At 45.0% G+C, this 22,566-nt stretch carries 21 protein-coding genes; 13 read left to right on the top strand and 8 right to left on the bottom strand.

The window, feature by feature from the left end; genetic code table 11:
- Positions 1-453: 453 nt before the first annotated feature.
- Positions 454-1,083: a macro domain-containing protein gene (locus tag JGK16_RS07060; protein ID WP_293191840.1), complete on the bottom strand. Its 630-nt coding sequence runs from the start codon at positions 1,081-1,083 to the stop codon at positions 454-456.
- Positions 1,084-1,176: 93 nt separating this feature from the next.
- On the opposite strand from JGK16_RS07060, the gene crcB reads away from it, so the two are divergent.
- Positions 1,177-1,575 carry a fluoride efflux transporter CrcB gene (gene crcB / locus JGK16_RS07055; RefSeq protein WP_293177489.1) on the top strand — a complete coding sequence of 133 codons (399 nt, stop codon included), beginning with the start codon at positions 1,177-1,179 and terminating at the stop codon, positions 1,573-1,575.
- Between the two features lie 119 nt (positions 1,576-1,694).
- Here the strand turns inward: crcB and JGK16_RS07050 are convergent, their stop codons facing one another.
- The gene (locus JGK16_RS07050; protein WP_293177491.1) at positions 1,695-1,838 is read right to left on the bottom strand and encodes a hypothetical protein; all 144 of its coding nucleotides are present in this window, start codon (positions 1,836-1,838) and stop codon (positions 1,695-1,697) included.
- Positions 1,839-2,197: 359 nt separating this feature from the next.
- On the opposite strand from JGK16_RS07050, the gene JGK16_RS07045 reads away from it, so the two are divergent.
- Entirely contained in the window at positions 2,198-3,547 is a 1,350-nt protein-coding gene (locus tag JGK16_RS07045) for a nitrate/sulfonate/bicarbonate ABC transporter ATP-binding protein (protein ID WP_293177493.1), read from the top strand.
- Between the two features lie 128 nt (positions 3,548-3,675).
- Here JGK16_RS07045 and JGK16_RS07040 read toward each other — a convergent pair whose 3' ends face one another.
- Complete coding sequence (locus JGK16_RS07040; protein ID WP_293191838.1) at positions 3,676-3,804, bottom strand: hypothetical protein; 129 nt, start codon at positions 3,802-3,804, stop codon at positions 3,676-3,678.
- 40 nt (positions 3,805-3,844) lie between these two features.
- On the opposite strand from JGK16_RS07040, the gene JGK16_RS07035 reads away from it, so the two are divergent.
- Both JGK16_RS07035 and mgtE read left to right on the top strand, forming a co-directional pair.
- On the top strand, positions 3,845-5,581 hold the full coding sequence (locus tag JGK16_RS07035) for an ABC transporter permease subunit (protein ID WP_293191836.1): 1,737 nt from the start codon (positions 3,845-3,847) through the stop codon (positions 5,579-5,581).
- A 555-nt stretch (positions 5,582-6,136) separates the two neighbouring features.
- Positions 6,137-7,534: a magnesium transporter gene (gene mgtE / locus JGK16_RS07030; protein ID WP_293155286.1), complete on the top strand. Its 1,398-nt coding sequence runs from the start codon at positions 6,137-6,139 to the stop codon at positions 7,532-7,534.
- A 43-nt stretch (positions 7,535-7,577) separates the two neighbouring features.
- On the opposite strand, the gene JGK16_RS07025 is transcribed toward mgtE, so the two are convergent.
- Positions 7,578-7,703: a hypothetical protein gene (locus JGK16_RS07025; protein ID WP_293177499.1), complete on the bottom strand. Its 126-nt coding sequence runs from the start codon at positions 7,701-7,703 to the stop codon at positions 7,578-7,580.
- A gap of 7 nt (positions 7,704-7,710) precedes the next feature.
- Here JGK16_RS07025 and JGK16_RS07020 point away from each other — a divergent pair, with 7 nt between their 5' ends.
- The gene (locus JGK16_RS07020; RefSeq protein WP_293191833.1) at positions 7,711-8,634 is read left to right on the top strand and encodes a hypothetical protein; all 924 of its coding nucleotides are present in this window, start codon (positions 7,711-7,713) and stop codon (positions 8,632-8,634) included.
- An 11-nt stretch (positions 8,635-8,645) separates the two neighbouring features.
- Positions 8,646-8,849 carry a hypothetical protein gene (locus JGK16_RS07015; protein WP_293202902.1) on the top strand — a complete coding sequence of 68 codons (204 nt, stop codon included), beginning with the start codon at positions 8,646-8,648 and terminating at the stop codon, positions 8,847-8,849.
- Between the two features lie 436 nt (positions 8,850-9,285).
- On the opposite strand, the gene JGK16_RS07005 is transcribed toward JGK16_RS07015, so the two are convergent.
- The gene (locus JGK16_RS07005; protein ID WP_293177507.1) at positions 9,286-9,801 is read right to left on the bottom strand and encodes a hypothetical protein; all 516 of its coding nucleotides are present in this window, start codon (positions 9,799-9,801) and stop codon (positions 9,286-9,288) included.
- A gap of 20 nt (positions 9,802-9,821) precedes the next feature.
- On the bottom strand, positions 9,822-10,904 hold the full coding sequence (locus JGK16_RS07000; protein WP_293155295.1) for a ParM/StbA family protein: 1,083 nt from the start codon (positions 10,902-10,904) through the stop codon (positions 9,822-9,824).
- A gap of 35 nt (positions 10,905-10,939) precedes the next feature.
- Here JGK16_RS07000 and JGK16_RS06995 point away from each other — a divergent pair, with 35 nt between their 5' ends.
- The 7 genes from JGK16_RS06995 to JGK16_RS06965 all read left to right on the top strand — a co-directional run bounded on the left by JGK16_RS06995 (position 10,940) and on the right by JGK16_RS06965 (position 20,553).
- Complete coding sequence (locus JGK16_RS06995) at positions 10,940-11,128, top strand: hypothetical protein (RefSeq protein WP_293202900.1); 189 nt, start codon at positions 10,940-10,942, stop codon at positions 11,126-11,128.
- Between the two features lie 97 nt (positions 11,129-11,225).
- Complete coding sequence (gene ftsH2 / locus JGK16_RS06990; RefSeq protein ID WP_293177509.1) at positions 11,226-13,112, top strand: ATP-dependent zinc metalloprotease FtsH2; 1,887 nt, start codon at positions 11,226-11,228, stop codon at positions 13,110-13,112.
- 190 nt (positions 13,113-13,302) lie between these two features.
- On the top strand, positions 13,303-13,704 hold the full coding sequence (locus tag JGK16_RS06985; protein ID WP_293190049.1) for a hypothetical protein: 402 nt from the start codon (positions 13,303-13,305) through the stop codon (positions 13,702-13,704).
- A gap of 214 nt (positions 13,705-13,918) precedes the next feature.
- Positions 13,919-15,208 carry an aminopeptidase P N-terminal domain-containing protein gene (locus tag JGK16_RS06980; protein WP_293177513.1) on the top strand — a complete coding sequence of 430 codons (1,290 nt, stop codon included), beginning with the start codon at positions 13,919-13,921 and terminating at the stop codon, positions 15,206-15,208.
- 103 nt (positions 15,209-15,311) lie between these two features.
- The gene (locus JGK16_RS06975) at positions 15,312-15,464 is read left to right on the top strand and encodes a hypothetical protein (protein WP_293177515.1); all 153 of its coding nucleotides are present in this window, start codon (positions 15,312-15,314) and stop codon (positions 15,462-15,464) included.
- A 145-nt stretch (positions 15,465-15,609) separates the two neighbouring features.
- Entirely contained in the window at positions 15,610-19,314 is a 3,705-nt protein-coding gene (locus JGK16_RS06970; protein ID WP_293177517.1) for a PAS domain S-box protein, read from the top strand.
- A 9-nt stretch (positions 19,315-19,323) separates the two neighbouring features.
- Positions 19,324-20,553: an ATP-binding protein gene (locus JGK16_RS06965; RefSeq protein WP_293190047.1), complete on the top strand. Its 1,230-nt coding sequence runs from the start codon at positions 19,324-19,326 to the stop codon at positions 20,551-20,553.
- A gap of 174 nt (positions 20,554-20,727) precedes the next feature.
- On the opposite strand, the gene JGK16_RS06960 is transcribed toward JGK16_RS06965, so the two are convergent.
- A complete protein-coding gene (locus JGK16_RS06960; RefSeq protein ID WP_293177521.1) occupies positions 20,728-21,309 on the bottom strand; it encodes an HAD family hydrolase in 582 nt (193 codons plus the stop codon).
- Between the two features lie 311 nt (positions 21,310-21,620).
- A complete protein-coding gene (locus JGK16_RS06955) occupies positions 21,621-22,340 on the bottom strand; it encodes a DUF305 domain-containing protein (protein WP_293177523.1) in 720 nt (239 codons plus the stop codon).
- Between the last annotated feature and the right edge of the window lie 226 nt (positions 22,341-22,566).

Here is a 22,566-nt window from a genome sequence, read left to right as displayed (position 1 = left end):
TCTTTCTGGTAAATTAAGCAATAATCTCGATCGACCTTCAATAGTTGTTTGCATGGAATTTCGCCGCCGCCTACCAACAACCGGGTTGCGATCGCAGTATTTGGTGACATCACAGATAATTTTTGATTATTCGGGTTTTTTTGACTCTGTTCTCTTACATTCTATCTACCCAAGTTGAGCTCGCGTGTAGGATACCGCCAACTTGCAGGTACGGTTTAGCGTACTTTAGTTTTTAGTTGAGTGCATCTGGGTTTTGCAAATATGTGTGTAGGGGCGATCGCATGACCGCAGTAAATATGAGATTATAACTAATAACTTATATGCGGTCATGCGATCGCCCTCTTCAAAAACCTGATGCACCCCTTTAATTTCTGATAAATCGCTCCACCTCAAAATACAGACTACCAAGAAACCCGGTTGCTAAACACTGTAGAAATTTGAGATTTGGGCCTTTCAAGTTTCCAGCGACAACTGTCCGGCATCGCCAGCATATAACAAGTGGTGAGATTTTTGAGCGTCCAGCCAAGATTTAGGAAATTGGTATTGAGATAGGAGGATATCTGCGATCGCGACTTGCATCTGATGCGCGCAGATATCGGGTGGCACTTTACCTGTGCCCGTACCCATGCCGGGAATCGCGATCGTTTCAATGATATGTTTGACTGGTGTTCCGTCTGGAACCGTGCCAAATTTTACGAGAGTTAAAATAGCCCTGGTTGCTAGATAAACATTGACTGTCTCTGTTAAAATTGTCGGAACCCGCATGGTTGGGGCAGCAATTAAATAGGGAATTTCGTCATGATCGGTATCGACAACTTCGGCTAATCCTACCAATAGTTCGCCGTGATGGCGACTCTGAATTAGTTTTTGCAGGCGTTCTGGAACGTGACTTCCAAAATATTCAGCAATCTCTAAATTTAAGCCGCCGTCCATGAAGCCAAAACTATTCGCTGGACTCACAATCGCATCGCATTTCACATCAAAGATTGAACCGCGATGTATCTTGACATTCTCGATATTGCCACAAGTGCTTTCCCACGCTCTAACTAAGTTATCGTCTACGGCAGCCAGCACAATTTGCATACATACTCTCTATAATTTTTAAAAGGGCGATCGCCCTTTTAATCATACAATAGTTTAGATGAGTCCGCTGAATCTAAAATCTAAAATCCTTTGATGCTGCAAGACCCGAATCTCCGCCACCCGATCGCAATTAGTTTCGGTGCCATTGTCGGCGCATTGAGCCGGTATTATATCACCTTGTGGTTTGCCAACCGTTTCGGAACGGCTTTTCCCTACGGAACTTTTTTTATCAACATCACCGGTTGCTTGGCTATGGGATTTTTTATCACCCTGATTTTTGAACGGGTGCCGACGGTTCCGTCGGAGGTGCGGTTAATGATAGCAACGGGATTTTTGGGGGCTTATACTACTTTTTCGACTTACGGTTTAGAGACAAATGTCTTGTTGCGCGATCGCTTTTACAGCTTTGCCACTTTTTACTGGGCTGGCAGTGCCATACTAGGAGTAATTGCCGTTCAGTTAGGCAGCATTTTAGCACGAATTGGCAAATAGATAAAATACTAATCGAGCATCTGTAGGGAAACTGCAATGCCGTGTCCGGCTTGCGGCTCGTCTAATGAAAAATAATTTATATGAAATCAGCACTTGTAGCAATTAATTTTAAAATTAATCTAAAAATTAATTTTTTTCAGCTCGACCAGGTTTTGGCGATCGCTCCTCAATTCCGCTTTAATTGATATCTTGCAGATTTTACCAGAAAGCATTGGTTTAAAGCCCCAAGCCCGATCGCGATAAATTAAAAGAAGAGGATTCATTACTCCAATCCTCTTCCTTCCTTTGTCAAGTGCTGTCAACTGTCAACTGTCAACTGTCAACTGTCAACTGAATGAAGCATTCCCGTCAGCAGGTATTGCTAAAAATGAGTTTATGAGGTATACGTATGGAAACCCAAGAATCAATGTTAAGACCAACGGAGGCAAACTCGTGTCTGCGGACAAATATCAGTTTTCAGTTTGTAAAAGTTTGTGACCAATGACCAATGACCAATGACCAATGGCTAATGGCTAATGGCTAATGGCTAATGACCAATGACCAATGACCAATGACCAATGACCAATGACTAATAACTAATGACTAATAACTAAAGTTAAATAACAAGCGAGGGAGTTTAGTTGTGGTAGTTAAAATAGCAACAGAGTGCCTCATTACCTTAAAAGGTGTCAGCAAGGCTTACCAGCAGCCCAACGGTCAACAAATATCTATTTTAGAGCCAATAAATTTAGAACTGCGATCGGGCGAAATAGTAGCTTTACTAGGCCCTTCCGGATCTGGCAAATCTACATTAATGCGGATGATTGCTGGACTAATCCCCCCCAGCGATGGTGAAGTTCTCTATCACAATCGTCCCTTAGTCGGCTTAAATCCTGGGATAGCAATTGTCTTTCAAAACTTTGCCCTTTATCCCTGGCTGACGGTACTAGAAAATGTAGAATTAGGATTAAAAGCTAAAGGAGACTTGCCAGAACCGCGCCGCCAAAAAGCCTTGCGAATGATTGATATTATCGGTTTAGACGGATTTGAAAATGCTTATCCGAAAGAACTGTCCGGCGGAATGCGGCAGCGAGTGGGATTTGCTAGGGCTTTGGCGGTAGAACCGGAATTGCTGTGCATGGATGAACCGTTTTCAGCCTTAGATGTGTTGACCGCAGAAAACTTGCGGTTTGAGTTATTAGATTTGTGGCTAGAAAAAAAGATTCCGACTCAAGCTGTATTAATCGTAACTCACGGGATTGAGGAAGCGGTCATTTTAGCCGATCGCATTGTAGTCCTCGGCCGCAATCCCGGGCGAATTCGCGCCGAACTAACCGTGACTTTGCCGCACTACCGCGATCGCAAAACTCCAGAATTCCAAGCCCTCGTAGACCAAGTGTACAAAATTCTGACGAATCCAGAGTTAAGCTGCGAAACAGTGGCTGCACCAACTCAAAGTACCGCTACTGCTGTATCTCAGACTCAACCCGCCCCCAGCACTAAATACCAATCTCTGCCGCAAGTACGCACAGGTGCGATCGCAGGTTTGTTAGAACTCCTGGAAGATCGCAAGGAAAAAGACCTCTACCGACTCGGTCAAGAATTAATGTTAGAGGTAGACGACATTTTGCCGATCGTCGAAGCCGCCAAATTAATGGAATTCCTAGTAATTCAAGAAGGCGACCTCCTGTTAACACCAGTTGGAATTCAATTCATTGCCGGCGGAATTGACCAGCGCAAACAAATTGTTCGCACCCAAATCCTCAGCAACATTCGTGCAGTACAGCAAATTTCTCGAATGCTTCAGTCTAAGCGAAATCACCGCATTTCTGAAGAGTTGATTTTGGACATTCTCGAAGCCCACTTTAGCCCCCAAGAAGCAATGCGGCAATTAAAAACTGCGATTGACTGGGGTCGTTATGCAGAGTTGTACAGCTACGACGAACCAGGAGGCGAAATATTTCTAGAATCCGAAGAACCTAAAAATGAGTAGTCAGTAGTCAGTAGTCATTGGTTACTGGTTACTGGTTACTGGTTACTGGTTACTGGTTACTGACTACTGGTTACTGGTTACTGGTTATTAGTCATTAGAATCAACAACTAACAACTAATAATTAATAACTAATAACAATAGTAACTGACCAATTCCCAATGCCCAATCCCCAATTCCCAATTCCCAATTCCCAATCCCCAATCCCCAATTCCCAATTCCCAATTCCCAATTACCAATGCCCAATTACCAATTACCAATTACCAATTACCAATTACCAATTACCAATAACTAATTATTATGACAAGACCCCTAACACCCGCCAATAAAACATTAGAAAGATCGACTTGGACTTGGCAAGACGGCTTGCTAATTCTAGCAATCTTCTCTCTAATTCTAGTAATAGTCCAAACAGCTTCTCAATTCAACAGTGACTACAACCCAAACTTTAAAATTGAGACCACCCTCAATGTATTGCCAGGGTATACAGCCCAGACTCTTTTACGCATGACAGCAGCCTATTTTTTATCCTTGCTATTTACCTTAGTTTATGCTTATTCAGCTTACCGCTTTCCTCTCGCAGCAAAAATTTTAATTCCCTTATTAGATATTTTACAGTCGATTCCAGTTTTATCCTTTTTGCCCGGAGTAGTTTTAGCGCTAGTTACATTATTTCCCGGTCAAAGAATCGGCGTAGAACTCGCATCGATTATCTTAATATTCACTGGAATGACTTGGAATATGACCTTTAGTTTCTATCAGTCCCTATCCGGCATTCCGCAAGAACTCAAGGAAGCTGCTCAAGTTTATCGGCTGAATGCTTGGCAACAATTTTGGACGTTAGAATTGCCCGCTGGTGCGATCGGGCTGGTGTGGAACAGCGTCATGTCAGTGGCTGGTGGCTGGTTCTTTTTGATTGCGATCGAATCTTTTACCTTGGGTGCTAAAAACTTTCATCTGCCCGGACTCGGTTCCTATTTGGGCAAGGCAGCTAATGAAGGCAATTTTGGGGCGATCGGCTGGGGTTTAGCAGTATTAATTGGTGTGATTGTAGCCATAGATTTTTTCATCTGGCAGCCTTTGATTGCTTGGGTGGAAAAGTTTAAATATCAAGCCGTAGAAGCGACCAATGTACCGCAGTCCAAGGTGTTGGATTTTTTAAGGCGATCGGCGACGCTGCGGGTGTTGAAGTCGCGCATATCGCCCGTAGGTGACAGTTTCGATCGCTATGCGGCAAGAGGTTTTGCACCTGCTCATTTACCAACCAGTCCTCGCGCACAAAGCCGCCTCGGCAATTGGATCAATTGGCTGTTTGTCAGCGGGTTTGCTGCGATCGTCCTTTGGGGAACCTGGGAAGCCTTACTGCTGCTGAGGTTCCTGAGTGTATCTGATTGGCAAAAAGTCGTGGGAGGTGCATTTTTTACGGCTTTGCGAGTCATTTGCGCGCTATTTTTATCGCTGTTGTGGACTGTACCTGTCGGAGTGGCGATCGGTCGAAATCCGCGTTTAGCTCAGATTTTGCAGCCTTTAGTGCAAATAGCCGCTTCTGTACCAGCAACGGCTTTATTTCCCGTATTGCTACTAGCTCTAATTCACGCTGGAGGCGGGTTGCAAATTGGTTCTGTAGCGCTGATGATGTTGGGTACAATGTGGTATTTGCTGTTTAATGTGATTGCGGGCGCTCAAGCCATACCTTCGGAGTTATTTGAAGCCGCGCAAGTTTACAAACTTTCCCTAATTCAACGCTGGAAAACTTTAATTTTGCCGGGAATATTCCCTTATTTAATCACAGGAATTATTACGGCGGTTGGCGGAGCTTGGAATGCGAGTATTGTCAGCGAATACGTGCAGTTTAAAGGTGAAATAATTAGAACGAGCGGTTTGGGCGAGACCATTTCTGAAGCAACGGCATCGGGTAATTTTCCTTTACTGTTAGCGGCTACTTCTGTGATGTCGCTGTTGGTTGTATTGACTAACCGTTTGGTGTGGCGCCCACTTTACCGTTTGGCACAAGAAAAATACCAGTTATTGGTTTAAGTCGGTTGACAGTTGATAGTTGACAGTTGGCAGTTGACAGTTGACAGTTGATAGTTGGCAGTTGGCAGTTGATAGTTGACAGTTGGCAGTTGACAGCTTGCCGTGAGCGAAGCCGAAGGGTTGACAGTATACCCATTCTCAAAGGCGATGAGGTAATTGGTAATTGGTAATTGGTAATTGGTAATTGGTAATTAATAATCGGTAATCGATCGCACTCTCCCGAACTCACACTCTGTTGCACTAGCTCGAAAACATCATACCAAGAAATTCGGTTTCGACAATACAGCTTGGTTTTGGTGCTGCCGCATCTGCCAAAAAATTCGGTTGCTCGCGCTGCCCGTGTAAATCATAATAACTGCAACCAGTGGTGTCAATAGGCTATAAACTGGATTCAGGAAGGCGTGCAGCACAGGTTGATACCAGTTACCACAAAAATGCAACTGTAGGTCAAGTTCAAATCTGCTGACTCAGTAAGTCATTCGCAATTCTTTAATCCCAAATCCCAAATCTAAAATCTAAAATCTAAAATCTAAAATTGCATGAGGAGGGTCATCAGTGACAGAAAACAATTATCAATCGTCTTCTCTACCCACCTACGCGCGAAAAGAACTGCGGGAATTAGTTCGATCGCAGTTAAAGGCTTTGTTGGAACAAGGAGACTTTCAAGGAGCAAAAGCGATTTTGCAGCCGGTGCAGGAAGCAGACATCGCTGAAGCTATCGAAGGCCTGCCGGAAACCATGCAAGTAATAGCTTTCCGGTTGCTTTCTAAAGACGAAGCGATCGCAGTTTACGAATATCTCGACTCCAGCGTTCAGCAGTCTCTGTGCGAAAAATTCAAACGCCAAGAAGTCATCGATATTGTAGACAAAATGTCCCCGGACGATCGAGCTAAACTATTTGACGAACTGCCGGCCATCTTAGTCCGCCGCCTCTTAGGTGAATTGAGCCCAACGGAACGCGAAGCTACGGCCCAACTCTTGGGTTACGAAGCCAGTAGCGCCGGTCGGATTATGACCCCAGAATACATTTCTCTCAAAGAAAGCTTTACCGTTGCTCAAGCTTTAGACAGAATTCGCTCTTTAGCTAAAACTACCGAAACCATTTATTCTCTTTACGTCACTGATGCGGCGCGAAGGTTGAGTGGCATTTTATCCTTGCGGGATTTAGTCACTTCTCCCCTCGACAAAACTGTCGGCGAAATTATGACCCGCGAGGTAGTTTCTGTGCAAACGGGAACGGATCGAGAAGAAGTAGCTAGGTTGATCCAGCGTTACGATTTTTTAGCTGTGCCCGTTGTAGACCGCGAACAGCGTCTGGTGGGGATCATTACAGTTGACGACGCGATCGACATTTTAGAACAAGAAGCTGCCAAAGATATTTATACCTTGGGTGGCGTCCAGTCCGGCGGCGACAATTATTTTCAGACCGATTTAATCACCGTCGCCCGCAAAAGGGTCGTATGGCTGTTTGTTCTGCTGTTGACCAACACTGTCACCGGAGCAATTATTAGAGCTCAAGAAGATATTTTGCACCAAGTAGTCGCCCTAGCAGCCTTTATTCCGCTGCTGACTGGCACTGGAGGCAATGTCGGAGCCCAGTCCTCAACTGTGGTAATTCGCGGTTTGAATACTGATGAAATTACAGCCATGGGCCCCTTTCAAGTAATTGTGCGTGAGGGGATGGCGGGAGCGCTCCTAGGCGCTATATTGGGGACGGTAGCGACGGGGTGGGCTTACACTCTGCAAGGGAATTTAGCCGTGGCAATCGCGGTGGGGGTGAGTTTGCTGGCGATCGCAATTTTAGCTTCTATTGCCGGTTCAGCTCTGCCGTTTCTCTTTCGTTCTTTGGGTTTAGACCCCGCTTTAATGTCTGCTCCTTTTATTACCACCGCAGTTGATGTCCTCGGAGTCTTAATTTATTTCACTTTAGCTCGACTAATTTTGCAATTATAATATATTTAATTAGATTCGCATAAATTAAAAACCCATAGTAATTTTAAATTCCGTGATGTACAGCCTCCCAATTCCCAATGCCCAATGCCCAATTCCCAATTCCCAATTCCCAATTCCCAATTCCCAATTCCCAATTCCCAATTCCCAATTCCCAATTCCCAATTCCCAATTAATCTATGTCATCACCTAATTCATCAACCAAAATTCAAAATCCCAAATCGAGCAATTTGTTAGAAACTGCTGAATTAATCTTTCTTGCTGCCTCGGCTGTAGGATTGGCTGCTAGTTTGGTTTTGCAGCAGAGCATTTATGTCGAAGTTCCTGTAGTAATTTCGCTCTTTTTTAATTTTGTGAACCGCCAGAAGTTTCGCGGGCAAGTTAAAACAAGTACCGCGGCAGTGTTCGATCGCGTAAACCAACAAGCCACTACGAGCGATCGGGCGATCGAGCAATTACAACTTGCTGTAAGTTCTTTAGATACAGCTCTTGCCCAAACATCTCGCGAAAATCTCAATGTTGGCCAGGCAGAAAATTCCCACTCTATAATTTCAGCAATTGAGAACCTGCGCCAGCGGATCATAATTTTAGAAAAAACTATTAAAATGATTCAAAGCGAGATCGAAATCACCAGCCGCCAATTCAAACAACGGCCTGAGTTGCAACAAGTCGAAACTTTGACAACAATCATTCTGGACTTGCAGGAGTTTATCAACGAACTGCCGCAATGGGGAAATTTGCAGCAGCGACAGCTAACAGAACTTCAGCAACAAGTAGATAATGCTTTGGCTCAGCTTGCTCAAGAAATTGCTGTGATTCCCACCCGCGTGGAGGAGGCTGTAGCTAGTCGCGGCGGGGAAATTAACCAACCGTTAGGTTCTGGTGTGAATGCTGAGTCCAAAAATGCCGATCGATCTAAAACCCAGAATGAGAAAATTCGCCAGAAATATCCCAGGGCTTACGTAAAGTGGAGTCGCGAGGAAGATGAGAATTTACAGAAAGAATATGCAAACTGCCAAGAAGTTAGTGAATTAGCTCAGAAATTTCAGCGACAACCTGTTGCCATTCGTTCGCGCTTGCAAAAATTAGGATTGATCCAATAATATCGAGGTAATTGGGAATTGGGAATTGGGAATTGGGAATTGGGAATTGGGAATTGGGAATTGGGAATTGGGCATTGGGAATTGGGCATTGGGAATTGGGAATTGGGAATTGGGGGGAATTGGGAATTGGGAATTGGGAATTGGGAATTGGGAATTGGGAATTGGGAATTGGGAATTGGGAATTGGGAATTGGGAATTGGGAATTGGGAATGTGAGCATCTCAGTTTTGCATTTATGTATAGTGCGAGCGTCCCCGCTCGCGTATTGTACAATACGCGAGCGGGGACGCTCGCACTAATAACAAATAACAATAACAAATAACAAATAACCAATAACCAACAGCAAATAACCAATAACAAATAACAAATAACCAATAACCAACAGCAAATAACCAATAACCAACAACCAACAACCAACAGCAAATAACCAATAACCAACAGCAAATAACAAATAACCAACAGCAAATAACAAATAACCAATAACTAATAACCAATAACTAATAACTAATAACTAATAACCAATAACTAATAACAAAGCGATCGCCCTTTTTTTCAAAAGAGCGATCGCTTTGTTTATTTATTCAGTACCTGCTGCCAACAGCGGGCCACTAACATCACATCTCAAGGCTTTTTAGCCTTGCTCTACCTCATTCTAGAAATCTTGCGGTAACAAAGAACTTAAACGCTCCAATAAAGGATCGGACTCCCGACGAGGAGGAACCTCAGCATCAGAAACTGTATCATTCGCTACAGACTCAGACTCGATCGGATCAGGCTCTACTACTTTTGAAACTTGGGCAAAAGAAACTTGAGCAAACTTACTGTCAACACTCCCCTGCAACTGATCCAACTGCGCGCCCAATTGACTCAGGTGATGTTCCAGTCCTTCCAAACGGCTTAATTCCTCAGCAGAAACATTGCGCTCAAACTCAGCAAATCTGACCGCAAGTTCAGCAATACGCTGTTCCAACCGCTCAGAGCTATCTGTAGAGCTAGCAGACTCAGATACAGACAAAAACTGCCACAAAGCTTGCTTGCAGAGATTGCTGAAAGTCTGATACTTCGTAAAAGCCAACTCTTTTTCAATAGCCGCCAGCAAAGTTTGATCGGCAGCATCTTCCGTAAACGCCACCGAGAAATTCGCCTTATTTTTTGCCCACAGTGCCATAGGGTTCAAGCCTTAATGCGTTACTTTATCGTGGCTAGCTGAGCCTCAGCATAAATAAACTGTCCCAAAGCATTAGCTTTCCGAGAAGGCTGAGCCAAGTGAGCCTTAAGATTGGCGTCTTTCAGCAAAGGTTGGAGTACCTCCCAGAAAAATTCGCCGCCACCGCCAGTCAGAACTACGTCCGTCACCCGTTCCGGCAACCACTGTACCAAACGTTCGGACAGTTCGTTAGCGAAAGCCTCCCGCAAATCCTTAATAATCGGATCTAAATTAGTCGGCTTAGTCGCTCCTCTAGGACGGTAGAAACGCTGCCCTTCGGGTTTGTTCACCCCTTCCAATAAAGACAGGGATTGAGGGTCTGCCCCCGGAATTTTTGAGGCAACTTGTTCGTAGAATTTGTTCATGGCGAAGGAATCGCTCTTAGAAGCCGCTCGGGCGAACCGGAAACGATCGACCATTAACAAATCGGTAGTTTGGTGTCCGATATCGACCACAGCCACCGACAGTTCCGGCAACTCCGGCGTAAACTCCTTGTTGTCTTGAGCTTCGCACCAAATCAGGCTGCCGAATCCTTCCGGCATCACCCAAACGTGGCGAATATCAATTTCCAAACGCTCGCCGCGGTATACCACAACGTGGGGAGAGCGCAGTTGGCTGATAATCTCTTCCTTTTCTTTCTCAAACTGATCCTGCGAATAAAAAGGCAAACCCAGCACTACTGCCATTTCGCCCTTCATCTGGAAATATCCAGCACAGGAAAAAACCTTAACCAAAGCATCTACTACTTTCGACTGGTCAGCCCCACCGAGATTAGCGCCAAAGTCAGCGGCCAGTTGGCCGATGGCGTACCCCTTGCCCTGGTGCTCCAGCCACATATCCAACAGAGGGTCTGTTGCTTTTGACTCAAAGCTGCCGCCCCGCACCTTTTCCACGGGCATAGTAGCCACGTTGGCAGGGATGAAAACAACACCATTTGGGTTGCGACTCACGCAAGCTTTAGTTGCTGTACGACCCAAATCAGCACTAATAATCGATTTGTGAGAAGCGATCTTAGTCTGCTGCGTCAGCATAGCCGAATTAGGAACAAGCTGTCTAGTTGTCATTGAAATGTGTTACCTCACTGAGCCTCACCATTATCATGCCTTATCCCTGGACACTGCCGCGCTTAAAGACAGTGGGTTTTGAGGCGATTCTTCTAACTCTACCTAGATCGGTATTGAAATCAGCACCAAACATTATATTCGGGACGATCGCCCTTACCGTAACTAAGCTAACTTTTTCTCGATCGCGACGATCGCCGGCATCTTGCCCGATCGTGCATTGTTAAGTTAAATTTAGTAAAGATTCTGAGTGTAAACTTTTGTCACACTAATCCGAGACCGCCAGCTTACCCGATCTATCCCCAATTCAAGGCACCCGCATTTATGAAAATTTCTTGGCAAACTATACTACTTTGGACTTTACCCGCCCTAGTCATCGGCTTTTTCCTGTGGCAGGGAGCCTTCGCCGCGTCCCCGGCAGAAATGAGCAAGAACACCGCCAGCACCCGCCTGAGCTACGGTAGATTCTTAGATTACTTAAACGCCGATCGAGTCACCAGTGTTGATTTATACGACGGAGGCCGCACTGCGATCATCCTAGCCGTCGATCCCGAACTGGACAATCACGAGCAGCGGTGGCGGGTAGACTTGCCGTCAAATGCTCCTGAACTCGTTTCTAGACTCAGAGATTCCAAAATTAGCTTCGACACTCACCCCCTCCGCAACGACGGCGCCATCTGGGGAGTGTTAGGCAATCTAGTATTTCCTCTCTTATTAGTAGGAGGGCTGTTCTTCCTGTTCCGCCGCGGCGGCAACGTGCCGGGGGGCCCAGGCCAAGCCATGAATTTTGGCAAATCCAAAGCACGCTTTCAAATGGAAGCTAAAACAGGCGTACTGTTCGACGACGTAGCAGGCGTAGAAGAAGCCAAAGAAGAACTTGCCGAAGTCGTGACTTTCCTCAAAAAACCCGAACGCTTCACCGCAGTCGGCGCCAAGATTCCGAAAGGCGTGCTGCTAGTAGGCCCTCCCGGAACCGGCAAAACCATGCTGGCAAAAGCGATCGCAGGTGAAGCCGCCGTCCCTTTCTTCAGCATCTCCGGTTCAGAATTTGTCGAAATGTTTGTCGGTGTTGGCGCATCCCGCGTCCGCGACTTGTTCAAGAAAGCTAAAGAAAATGCTCCTTGTATAATTTTTATCGATGAAATCGATGCAGTGGGCCGCCAGCGCGGCGCCGGTATCGGTGGCGGTAACGATGAACGGGAACAAACCCTGAACCAGTTGCTGACCGAAATGGACGGTTTTGAGGGCAATACAGGCATCATCATCATTGCTGCTACGAACCGCCCTGACGTGCTCGACTCGGCGTTGCTACGTCCGGGACGTTTTGACCGCCAAGTTAGCGTTGATACACCGGATATCAAGGGCAGGTTGGAAATTCTTGAAGTTCACGCGCGCAACAAGAAGCTGTCTGAGGAGATTTCTTTGGATGCGATCGCCCGCCGCACTCCCGGTTTTACCGGTGCTGATTTGGCTAACTTGCTCAACGAAGCTGCCATTTTGACAGCAAGACGGCGCAAAGATGCGATTACGATGCTGGAAATTGACGATGCAGTCGATCGCGTCGTCGCAGGTATGGAAGGTACACCGCTGGTAGACAGCAAGAGCAAACGCTTGATTGCTTACCACGAAATCGGCCACGCGATCGTCGGCACAGTCATTCAAGCCCACGATCCCGTCCAAAAAGTTACCTTAGTTCCTCGCGGACAAGCCCGCGGCTTAACTTGGTTTATGCCCAGCGAAGACCAAGGTTTGATTTCGAGATCCCAAATCCTAGCCCGGATTAGCGGTGCATTGGGCGGCCGCGCAGCCGAAGAAGTAGTTTTCGGCGACGCTGAAGTTACCACCGGTGCCGGCAACGACTTGCAGCAAGTCAGCGGTATGGCCCGCCAAATGGTTACTCGCTACGGGATGTCTACCTTGGGCCCGATCGCCCTAGAAGCTCAACAAAGCGAAATTTTCCTCGGCAGGGACTACACCGCGCGATCGGAATATTCCGAAGAAATTGCCTCTCGCATTGATGGACAAGTTCGATCGATTGTCGATCGTTGTTATGACGAAGCGCGCCAAATTATTCGCGACAATCGTACCGTAGTCGATCGGCTAGTCGATTTGTTAATCGAAAAAGAAACCATCGACGGCGAAGAGTTGCGCCTAATCGTCTCTGAATACACTTTTGTTCCTGAAAAAGAACAATACGTTCCTCAGCTTTAAAAAGCTAATCTTCACGGAAAATATTCAGGGCGAATAGAATTCGCTGAGTTTACGATCGCACAAACAAAGTCCGCCTCCGCGGACTGAAGAAATTCAACCCGCGCAGGCGGGTTTTGTTTGTGTAGGAGCGGTTTCAACCGCCGAGTTTGTTTGTAAAATAGCAACAGTAGATTAACGTAAATTAACCCAGATGAACAATAAATTTGTCACCCATAAAATCAATAATTTGTCAAGCTTGTTTCTAGCTACTTTAATTTTTATTCCCCTCAATACTTTGAGCGCCCGCGCCGAAAAATTAAGATGTTTTGTAGATATTTGCATTGACCCCAGCAGCGTAAAATTAAGTAAATCCAATTTTCCCGGTGCTCCCTCTTATCCTGTCAGAACAGTTTTAGGAACTCAGCAGTTTAGTAACGAGAAAATGCGGGTGCAGATGGAAGTTAACTGCAAGCAGCGAGAGTTTAGAACTGTCAGAGTTAGCCAAGATGGCGAAAATTGGTCAAATTTCGATCCGAGGTGGACTTTAGTCGATCGCAACTCATCTTTGTCTCGGATGGTTGACTATACTTGTCAGTTGACAGTTGACAGTTGACAGTTGACAGTTGACCGGGGATAGCGACCTCTACCTGGAAGGAAGAAGATTAGAGTAATGAATAGTAATTATTGTAGGGTGCGTCAGGGGGCTGAATATGTTTTGTACCTACTCAAAAATTCTCCCCCCTGACGCACCCTACGGCTAGTTAACCGCGCACCCTATACTTGTGTAGGCTGCAATCTAAAATCTAAAATCTAAAATCTAAAATCGGATGACCAACCCCATCGAATACCGGCAAAGACGCGAACAGTTAATGGCAAAAATTGGCAGCGGGACAGCAATATTTCGCAGCGCGCCCGCAGCCGTCATGCACAACGATGTTGAATACGCCTACCGACAAGATAGCGATTTTTTCTATTTAACTGGTTTCAACGAAGCTGCGGCGGTAGCAGTGCTCGCACCACACCACGAAGAACACAAATTTGTTTTGTTTGTGCAGCCAAAAGACTTGGAAAAAGAAACTTGGCACGGTTATCGCGCTGGAATTGAAGGCGCCAAAGCCTTGTACGGCGCGGATGAAGCGTTTCCGATCGCCGAACTTGCCGAAAAATTGCCAAAATATTTAGAAAAAGCCGATCGCATATATTATCACTTCGGGCGCGATCGCAATTTCGACCAAACAGTCCTCAACCACTGGCAAAGCTTGATGCGAACTTACCCCAAACGCGGTACAGGCCCCACTGCGATCGAAGATTCCAACATCATATTACACCCGATGCGGCTGGTAAAAAGCCAAACAGAATTAGCATTAATGCGAAAAGCAGCTAATATCTCAGTTACCGCCCACAACCGCGCCCGAGAATTTGCCAAACCAGGCAGATACGAATACGAAATTCAAGCAGAAATAGAACATATTTTCGGCATGAACGGCGGCACCCCCGCCTACCCTTCAATTGTTGCATCCGGTTACAATTCCTGCGTCCTCCACTACATCGAAAACAACCGCCAAATGCAGGAAAATGATTTGCTGCTAATAGATGCCGGTTGTGCTTGCGGCTACTACAATGCCGACATTACTCGCACCTTTCCCGTCAGCGGCAAATTCACCGCCGAACAACAGATAATTTACGACTTAGTTTTGCAAGCACAAACCCAAGCAATTAGTCAAGTATATCCGGGAAATCCTTACAGCAAAATTCACGAAACCGCAGTGCGCGTTTTGGTGGAAGGTTTAATGGATTTAAAACTTTTGGTGGGCGACATTGAAGAGATAATTAAAGAGGAGAAATACAAGCCATTTTATATGCACCGCACTGGTCACTGGCTGGGATTGGACGTGCACGATGTCGGTGTTTATCAGTACGGCGAAAATCCGCAACTTTTGCAAGCAGGACAAGTTCTGACGGTGGAACCGGGGATTTATATTTCTCCTTATATTAAACCCGTTGAAGGACAGCCGGAGGTTCCTGAAAAATGGCGCGGTATAGGTGTGAGAATTGAAGATGATGTTTTGGTGACAATTGACAGTCATGAAGTTTTGACCGCCGGAGTTCCGAAATGAAAGCCGCTATGTTTCAACAGTTGACAGTTGACAGTTGACAGTTGACAGTTGACAGTTGACCGCTTGAGGGCGACCTCTTCCGGTCAGTCCGAGGATGGGAGTAATGAATCGTCTTCTTTTAATTTCTACGCCAAACCCAGAGGCTTTCAACCAATTCTTTCTGGTAACAAAGCAGAAGGTAATAAATCTTTTGTCTGGCTGCGGTCAATTTCACATTTCAATTTCACAAAGCGAAGAAGGCAGAAAATGGGAATAATCTCAATCAGCAGGCATTTTCTGGGCAAAACTTAATATATTTGTAAATTTTGTGTGAAATGGTGCTAGTTGGCAGTCAAGACTGGATCCTTCTAATGTTAGGCTAGACACAACTATAGTCCGCAACTGCAAATTAAGAACTTACTATGTGTAGTGAGCCCACAGAGATCGATCGCGCCCTCACCACCTGCGAAGCGCTAGTCGCAGAGCAAAAAGAAAAAATTCGGCAACTCGAAGAGAATTTGCAGGAAGAAATAGAATTGCGGCGCAAATTAGAAGCACAACTGAAAAGAGATATCATTGAGCTAACTCAAACAGAAGCTTCTTTCCGACAAAATCAAGAATTTATGCAAAGGGTGGCTGATACTACCCCCGGTGTTTTATACATTTACGACCTCATAGAAAACCGCAATCTCTATGGAAATCGCTACATCGCCGAGTTTTATGGTTGCACGGCGGCACAAGTTCAGGAAATGGGAAACGATGCCCTTTCTTTGCTAGTTTATGCTGAAGATATAGAGAAACTTAGCGTTCATGTCGAAACAGAAATAGCCGTAGCTAAAGATGGAGAAATCCTGGAAACAGAGTACCGAATTCAGCACCCTAGCGGCGAATTGCGGTGGTTTCACGATCGGCACGCAATTTTTTCTCGCACTCCTGACGGCAGGCCAAAACAAATAGTCGGAGTTGCCCAAGATATCACCGAGCGAATTGAGGCAGATGCCGCTCTCCGAGAAAATCAAAAGTTTATTCACAGTATAACCGAAGCACTTCCAGGCCTTGCGTACATTTACGATATTACTGAAAATCGAAATATTTATACCAACAACCAAGTTAACCAAATTCTCGGCTATTCCTCCGAACAAGTTCAACAGTTAGGAGACGCACTTTTTCCCACAATTATGCACCCCGATGATTTGCTAAAAATCCCGGAAATCCAAGCAAAAATATCAACACTCAAGGACGGCGAAATATTTGAGTGCGAGTACAGGCTGAGAAATGCTCGGGGTGAATGGCGCTGGTTTATGGGCAGAGATATTGTTTTCTTGAGAAACTCTGACGGTTCGCCGAAACAAACTCTCGGTATTGTTATAGATATTACTGAACACAAGCGAGTTGCCCTAGAGCGAATTGAGTTAATCGCATCTCTTGAAAAAAGCCAGGAAATGTACCGAACTCTGATCAAGCATTATCCGAATGGATCGGTATTTTTGTTCGATTCTGATTTGCGCTATATTTTGGTTGACGGTCAAGGTTTGGCGGTAGTTGGTTTGTCCAAAGAACTGGTGGAAGGCAAAACCTTGTCGGAAATATCGCCGCCAGAAGATTTGGAATTTTTTGAGACCAAATATCGCGCAGCTTTAGCAGGAGAAGAGAATAATTTTGAATATAAATATCGCGATCGATTTTATTCAACAACAGTTTCTCCAGTCAAAAACGACCAGGCAGAAATTTTTGCAGGCATGGTAGTTACTCAAGATATTACAGAAAAAAAACAGTCAGAATTCGTGCTGCAACGCCTTAAAAATGAGCTAGAAATAAAATATCACAAGCGTACTGAAGATTTAAGAATAGCTAACCAACACTTGCGGGAAGAAATTATCGATCGCTGGCGTACCGAAGAATTTTTGCGGGAAAGTCAGGAACAGCTAGAATTGTTTTTTTCTCAATCTTTAGATGGTTTTTTCTTTATGATGCTGGACGAACCAGTGTACTGGGACGATACCTCTGACAAAGAAAAAGTTTTGGATTACGTATTTTCTAACGGGCGGGTAACGAAGGCAAATGATGCTTTGATCGCTCAATACGGAGCTACTAGGGAAGAGTTTATTGGCGTGACGCTTAACTCTTTCTTGTTCCACAACTTGGCTGGTGACAGAGAAATTATTAGGCAATTTTTTGATGCTGGCAGAATTCACATCGAAAATGACAATCGCAAGTTTGATGGTGAGCTAATTTGGGTGGAAGGCGATTATATTTGCATTGACGATTCCCAGGGCAGAATTGCCGGGTATTTTGGGGTGCAGCGCGATATTAGCGATCGCAAAAAAGCAGAAGCTGCCCTTAGAGATAGCGAAGAACGTTTTCGCGCAACCGTCGAACAAGCAGCAGTCGGCATTACTCATTGCGATAAAAATGGTCGCTATTTGCGAGTCAACCAAAAGTTCTGTAATATTTTGGGATATACTGCGGAAGAGTTGCTGTGCGGAACTTGGATGGATGTCAGTTACTGTGAAGATCTAGAGCCGGACAGGGAAAAAAATAACAGATTGTTTGACCGGGAAATTGACTGTTTCAACATGGAAAAACGCTTGGTTTGCCAAGATGGTTCTTTAATTTGGGTAAATATCACTGTTTCCCTCGTCCAAGAACCGTTGAGCGGAGCAATTTACAATGTAGCAGTCATAGAAGATATTAGCGATCGCAAAAAAGCTGAAGCAGCACTGAAGGAAAGCGAAGAAAGGTTTCGACAGCTAGCAGAAAATATTGAAAGCGTGTTTTGGATGGTAGGCGTTCACCCCCAAGAATTTATTTATGTCAGTCCGGGTTACGAAAAAATTTGGGGGAGAAGCAGTGCTGATTTGTATGCTTGCGGGCGCTTTTTTGCAGAGTCACTCCATCCAGAAGATCGCGCTCGGGTGATTGCTACATTCACTAAACAAGTTCTAGCTGAAGACGAGATTGAGTATCGCATTGTCAGGCCAGACGGCGAAATTCGCTGGATTCGCGATCGGGCTTTTCCGATTAGAAATCAAGGTGGTGAAATTTACCGCGTTGTTGGGATTGCAGAAGATATCAGCCAAGCAAAACAGGCAGAAAAAGCGATCCGTGAAAGTGAAGAACGCTTCCGCCAGCTTGCAGAAAATATCCAAGATTCCTTCTGGCTAGTTTCTGCTGATTTTACCGATTTATTATATCTGAGCCCAGCTTACGAACAAATCTGGGGGCGCAGTCGCGAAGAATTGTATGCCGAGCCGATAAAATGGATGGAGTGGGTGCATCCAGAGGATATACATTTGCTGCAAGAGGGACTTCCGCAAGTGTTGCAGGGCGAGTTCACCAGTATCGAATATCGGATTGTACTGCCTGACGGCACAATTCGCTGGGTGTGCGATCGAGCTTTTCCCATTTATGACGAAGCGGGCAAAATTTATCGGCTGGCGGGTATTTGCGAAGATATTAGCGATCGCAAATTGACCGAGGCCCGCATCCAAGCGGCACTCCGCGAAAAAGAAGTATTGCTCAAAGAAATTCACCACCGAGTCAAAAATAATATGCAGGTAGTTTCCAGCCTGCTGCAACTTCAAGCTCAATACATTGAAGACGAACCGACGCTTGCTTTATTTGAAGAAAGCCAAACCCGCATCCATTCAATGGCTCTGATTCACGAGCAACTTTATCAATCGGAAAATATCGATCGAATCCACCTCCCCCCTTACGTTGAAAACTTGATTGCTAATTTGTATCAATCTTTTGGTTGTGGTAACACTTCTATCAAATTCAATCTCAATGTTGATTCCATATATTTAAATATAGAAACGGCAATTCCTTGCGGTTTAATCATTAATGAACTGGTTTCAAACTCCTTAAAGTATGCTTTTGGTCAAAGTTTATCGGGAGAAATTAGTATTAATTTTAATGAAAGTAATTTCCCAGAATTTCATTTAAGTATTCAAGACGACGGCAGCGGATTTCCGGCGGACTTTGATGTGGAAAGTAGCGAAACATTAGGATTGCGATTAGTGCGGATGTTAACTCAGCAATTAGAAGGAAATCTGGTTATTGACACTGAGTGCGGAACTTGTTACCATATTACTTTCCTTGAGTTAAATTATCGGCGTCGCATTTAAGAAAAAAATATGAATCCTATAAAAATATTGGTAGTAGAAGATGAAATAATTGTAGCTCAGGACATAGCAGGCAGATTAAAAAAGCTGGGTTATGCAGTAACAGCTATTGTTGCTTCAGGAGAAGAAGCTCTAGAAAAAGTAGACGAAAGTCCGCCAGATTTAGTGCTGATGGATATCGTGCTTAAAGGTGAGATGGACGGCGTGACAGCCGCAGAAAAAATTAGAAAGAAGATAGATATACCGACAGTATTTTTAACAGCTTATGCCGACGATAAAACGATGCAAAGAGCGAAAATTACAGACCCATTCGGCTACATTATCAAACCATTTCAACAAAATGATTTGCGGGTGGCGATCGAGATTGCGCTCCACAGGCACGAAATCGAAACCAAAATGCGAGCAGCTCTCAAAGCTTCGGAAGCAGCCAGAGAGTCGGTGGAAGAAAAAGCGCACCGCCAAAACCAGTATATATCAATGGCTGCCCACGAATTGCGGAACCCGCTGAACACGATTTTAATCTCTGCCGAGCTCCTAGAACTCGATCGCACTCGCAGCAGTGACGAATCTCAAGTCAAAACCCTGCGCCTAGTGCACTCAGCTACCCAAAAGATGAACCAGCTAATCGAGGATATGCTGTTCATGGGCCGAGCAGAAGCAGGGAGACTCAAATGCAATCCATTACCGATAAATTTACTCGAATTTTGTCAAGATTTGCTGGATCAATTGCAGTTAGGACATGAAGCCAAACACAAACTAAGATTCAGCCCGTCTGCCGTTACCAGCGCGATGTTAGATCAACAATTGCTGCACGGCATTATTTCTAACTTAATCGTCAACGCCATAAAATATTCTCCCGACGGCGGGCAAATAACCTTAGAATTGGAATGCCGTCAACCAGGCGAGGGAGACAAAGAAGCTATTTTCTGCTTGTCTACTCAGTCTTTGTTTGCCAATTCCCCATTTAAAAATATTAACTCTCCTTTACTAATTATTCGCATCCGAGACGAAGGTATGGGCATCCCAGAAACCGAAGTAGGGAAAATATTTGAAATGTTTTACCGTTGCAAGAATAGTGGAAAGATTAAAGGTAACGGTTTGGGATTGACGATTGTTAAAAAAGCTGTGGATTTGCAAGGAGGTGCGATCGCCTGCGAAAGCAAACTCGGGGTTGGTACTACCTTTACAGTCGCGCTTCCTTACGTAGCCCTTTCCTCTAAGGCTGAATTGTCAAAGACTTAAATGCCAGGTAACGGAGGACACGGCAATGCCGTTTCCCTACCCCAAAATAATCATGAACCCTTGATGAGAGATGTAACCATCGCAAGCATTTATTGTAGGGACACGGCAGTGCCGTGTCAGACGTGGTTCAACTGTGCTCACCCACCGCTGTGGGTAATATCAATTCCGATGCCACTAATCAAAATGTTGCAAAATCCACTCAACCCCCGCAGCTAAATTTGCAGCAATAAAATCAGGTTTAGTATGGTGCTGATACTCGCCACTCAACACGCTTTCCCCGTAACCAGTCTGCACCAAAATACCAGTACAACCGGCATTGTGAGCCATATCGACATCCGTCGCTTTATCCCCCACCATAAAACTATTCGCCAAATCCAAATCGTGTTCCCAAGCCGCCGCTACCAACATCCCCGTATTCGGTTTTCGCCAAGTCGTGTACCGGGTAAATTCTGGATTTGTTCCGCCTTCTGCTGCACTCAAGTAAGGACAATAATAAAGAGCATCTAACCTCGCTCCGGCTTCATTTTCTAGTAACAAACACAGGCGTTTGTGCAAATTTTCTACGTGGGCCACAGGATAATAACCCCTCGCCGGCCCCGATTGATTGGAAACCAAACAGCAAAATATTTGTCTGTCATTTAAACGGCGTACAGCTTCAGCTATGCCGGGGATTAAATGCAAATCTTCTAGTTTGTGAATGTAGCCAGCTTCGATATTGAGAACGCCATCGCGGTCGAGAAATACTGCTCGTTTCATAGAATTGCGATCGGATTGTAGATACTGTCTGGAACTGTCAAGGAGTAGCGCTCAAATAATTCGGGATCGAAGGCTTTTTGGATTTATAAAACCCCAAAGCCGTGCGACTCCAATTATACTCTAGCTACCCTAAAAAATCAAGACAGTATCTACAGATATTAGACAAGATTACAAAAGTCCTTTTAATCAAATTTTGGGACGGGCTAGAAGCCCATCCCACAAGAAAAAAGATTTTTTTGGGAGGTTGCTCAGAGCAGCGTCCTAACTATTTTTGCAAGAAGTCTATTGCAATTAATTTATCCGCCCCGTCACTACTTTTTGTACCAAGCTTGGCGCCACTGTTTCATTTGCTCAATCTCTTGCTTTTGCGAAGTCAGAATCTCTTGAGATAATTTCTTCATTTCCGGCCGTTTCGACTTCTGCAACGCATCTTCAGCCATCACTAAAGCTCCTTCGTGGTGGGGAATCATCGCATTCAGAAATCGGAGGTCAAATTCAGCATCAGCCGCTCCTAAATCCATGCTCATCATCATGGCTTGCATTTGTTCGGGAGTCATTGGCATCATGTGATTCATTTGAGCGTGATAAGCCATTGGCGTACTGTCGGCTTTGGCATACCAAGTTTTTCGCCACTCTTTCATTTGATTGATTTCGCGGTTTTGAGCGGCAATAATGTTATTAGCTAGTTTTTTCATTTCCGGGCGCTTTGACTTGTTGAGCACCTCTTTCGCCATGTTTACAGCACCTTGATGGTGTACTGTCATGCCATCAATAAATCGCAAATCGTAGTCGGCATCAGCCGGGCCTAAATCCATTGACATATTGTGATTCATGCCATGATTCATACCACCCATGCCGCCACTTTGTGCCGCGTCTTGCTTGTTGTTCGCTTGGGTTGTTGCGGTAACATTTGGGGCTTGAGTTGGGCTGGTAGGAGATTTTGAACAAGCTGCTAGAATTCCGCTGGTTGCGGTGGCTGTGGCGGTCAAGATTAGCGCTGCCAAGCCTGTTTTTAATGAAATTGGTTTCATAGATTTTATATCCTTAAAACTCCCAGGTTTATTCAGTTTCTCACATATAAATGAAATTGGCATGAAATTCTTGAGTCGAAGTTGTCAGTTGACAGTTGACAGTTGACAGTTGACAGCGACCTTTACCTAGAAGGAAGAGGATTGGAGTAATGAATAGTCTGATTTTAATTTCTCCCAAAAAAGCTTGGGGCTTTCAACCGATTCTTTCTGGTAAATAAATCTTGCC

This window comes from Microcoleus sp. PH2017_09_SFU_O_A (genome assembly GCF_020738625.1).
Classification (GTDB): Bacteria; Cyanobacteriota; Cyanobacteriia; order Cyanobacteriales; family Microcoleaceae; genus Microcoleus.
The sequence above is the reverse complement of the archived record's forward strand: the minus strand, read 5'-3'. Positions and strand labels throughout refer to the sequence as shown.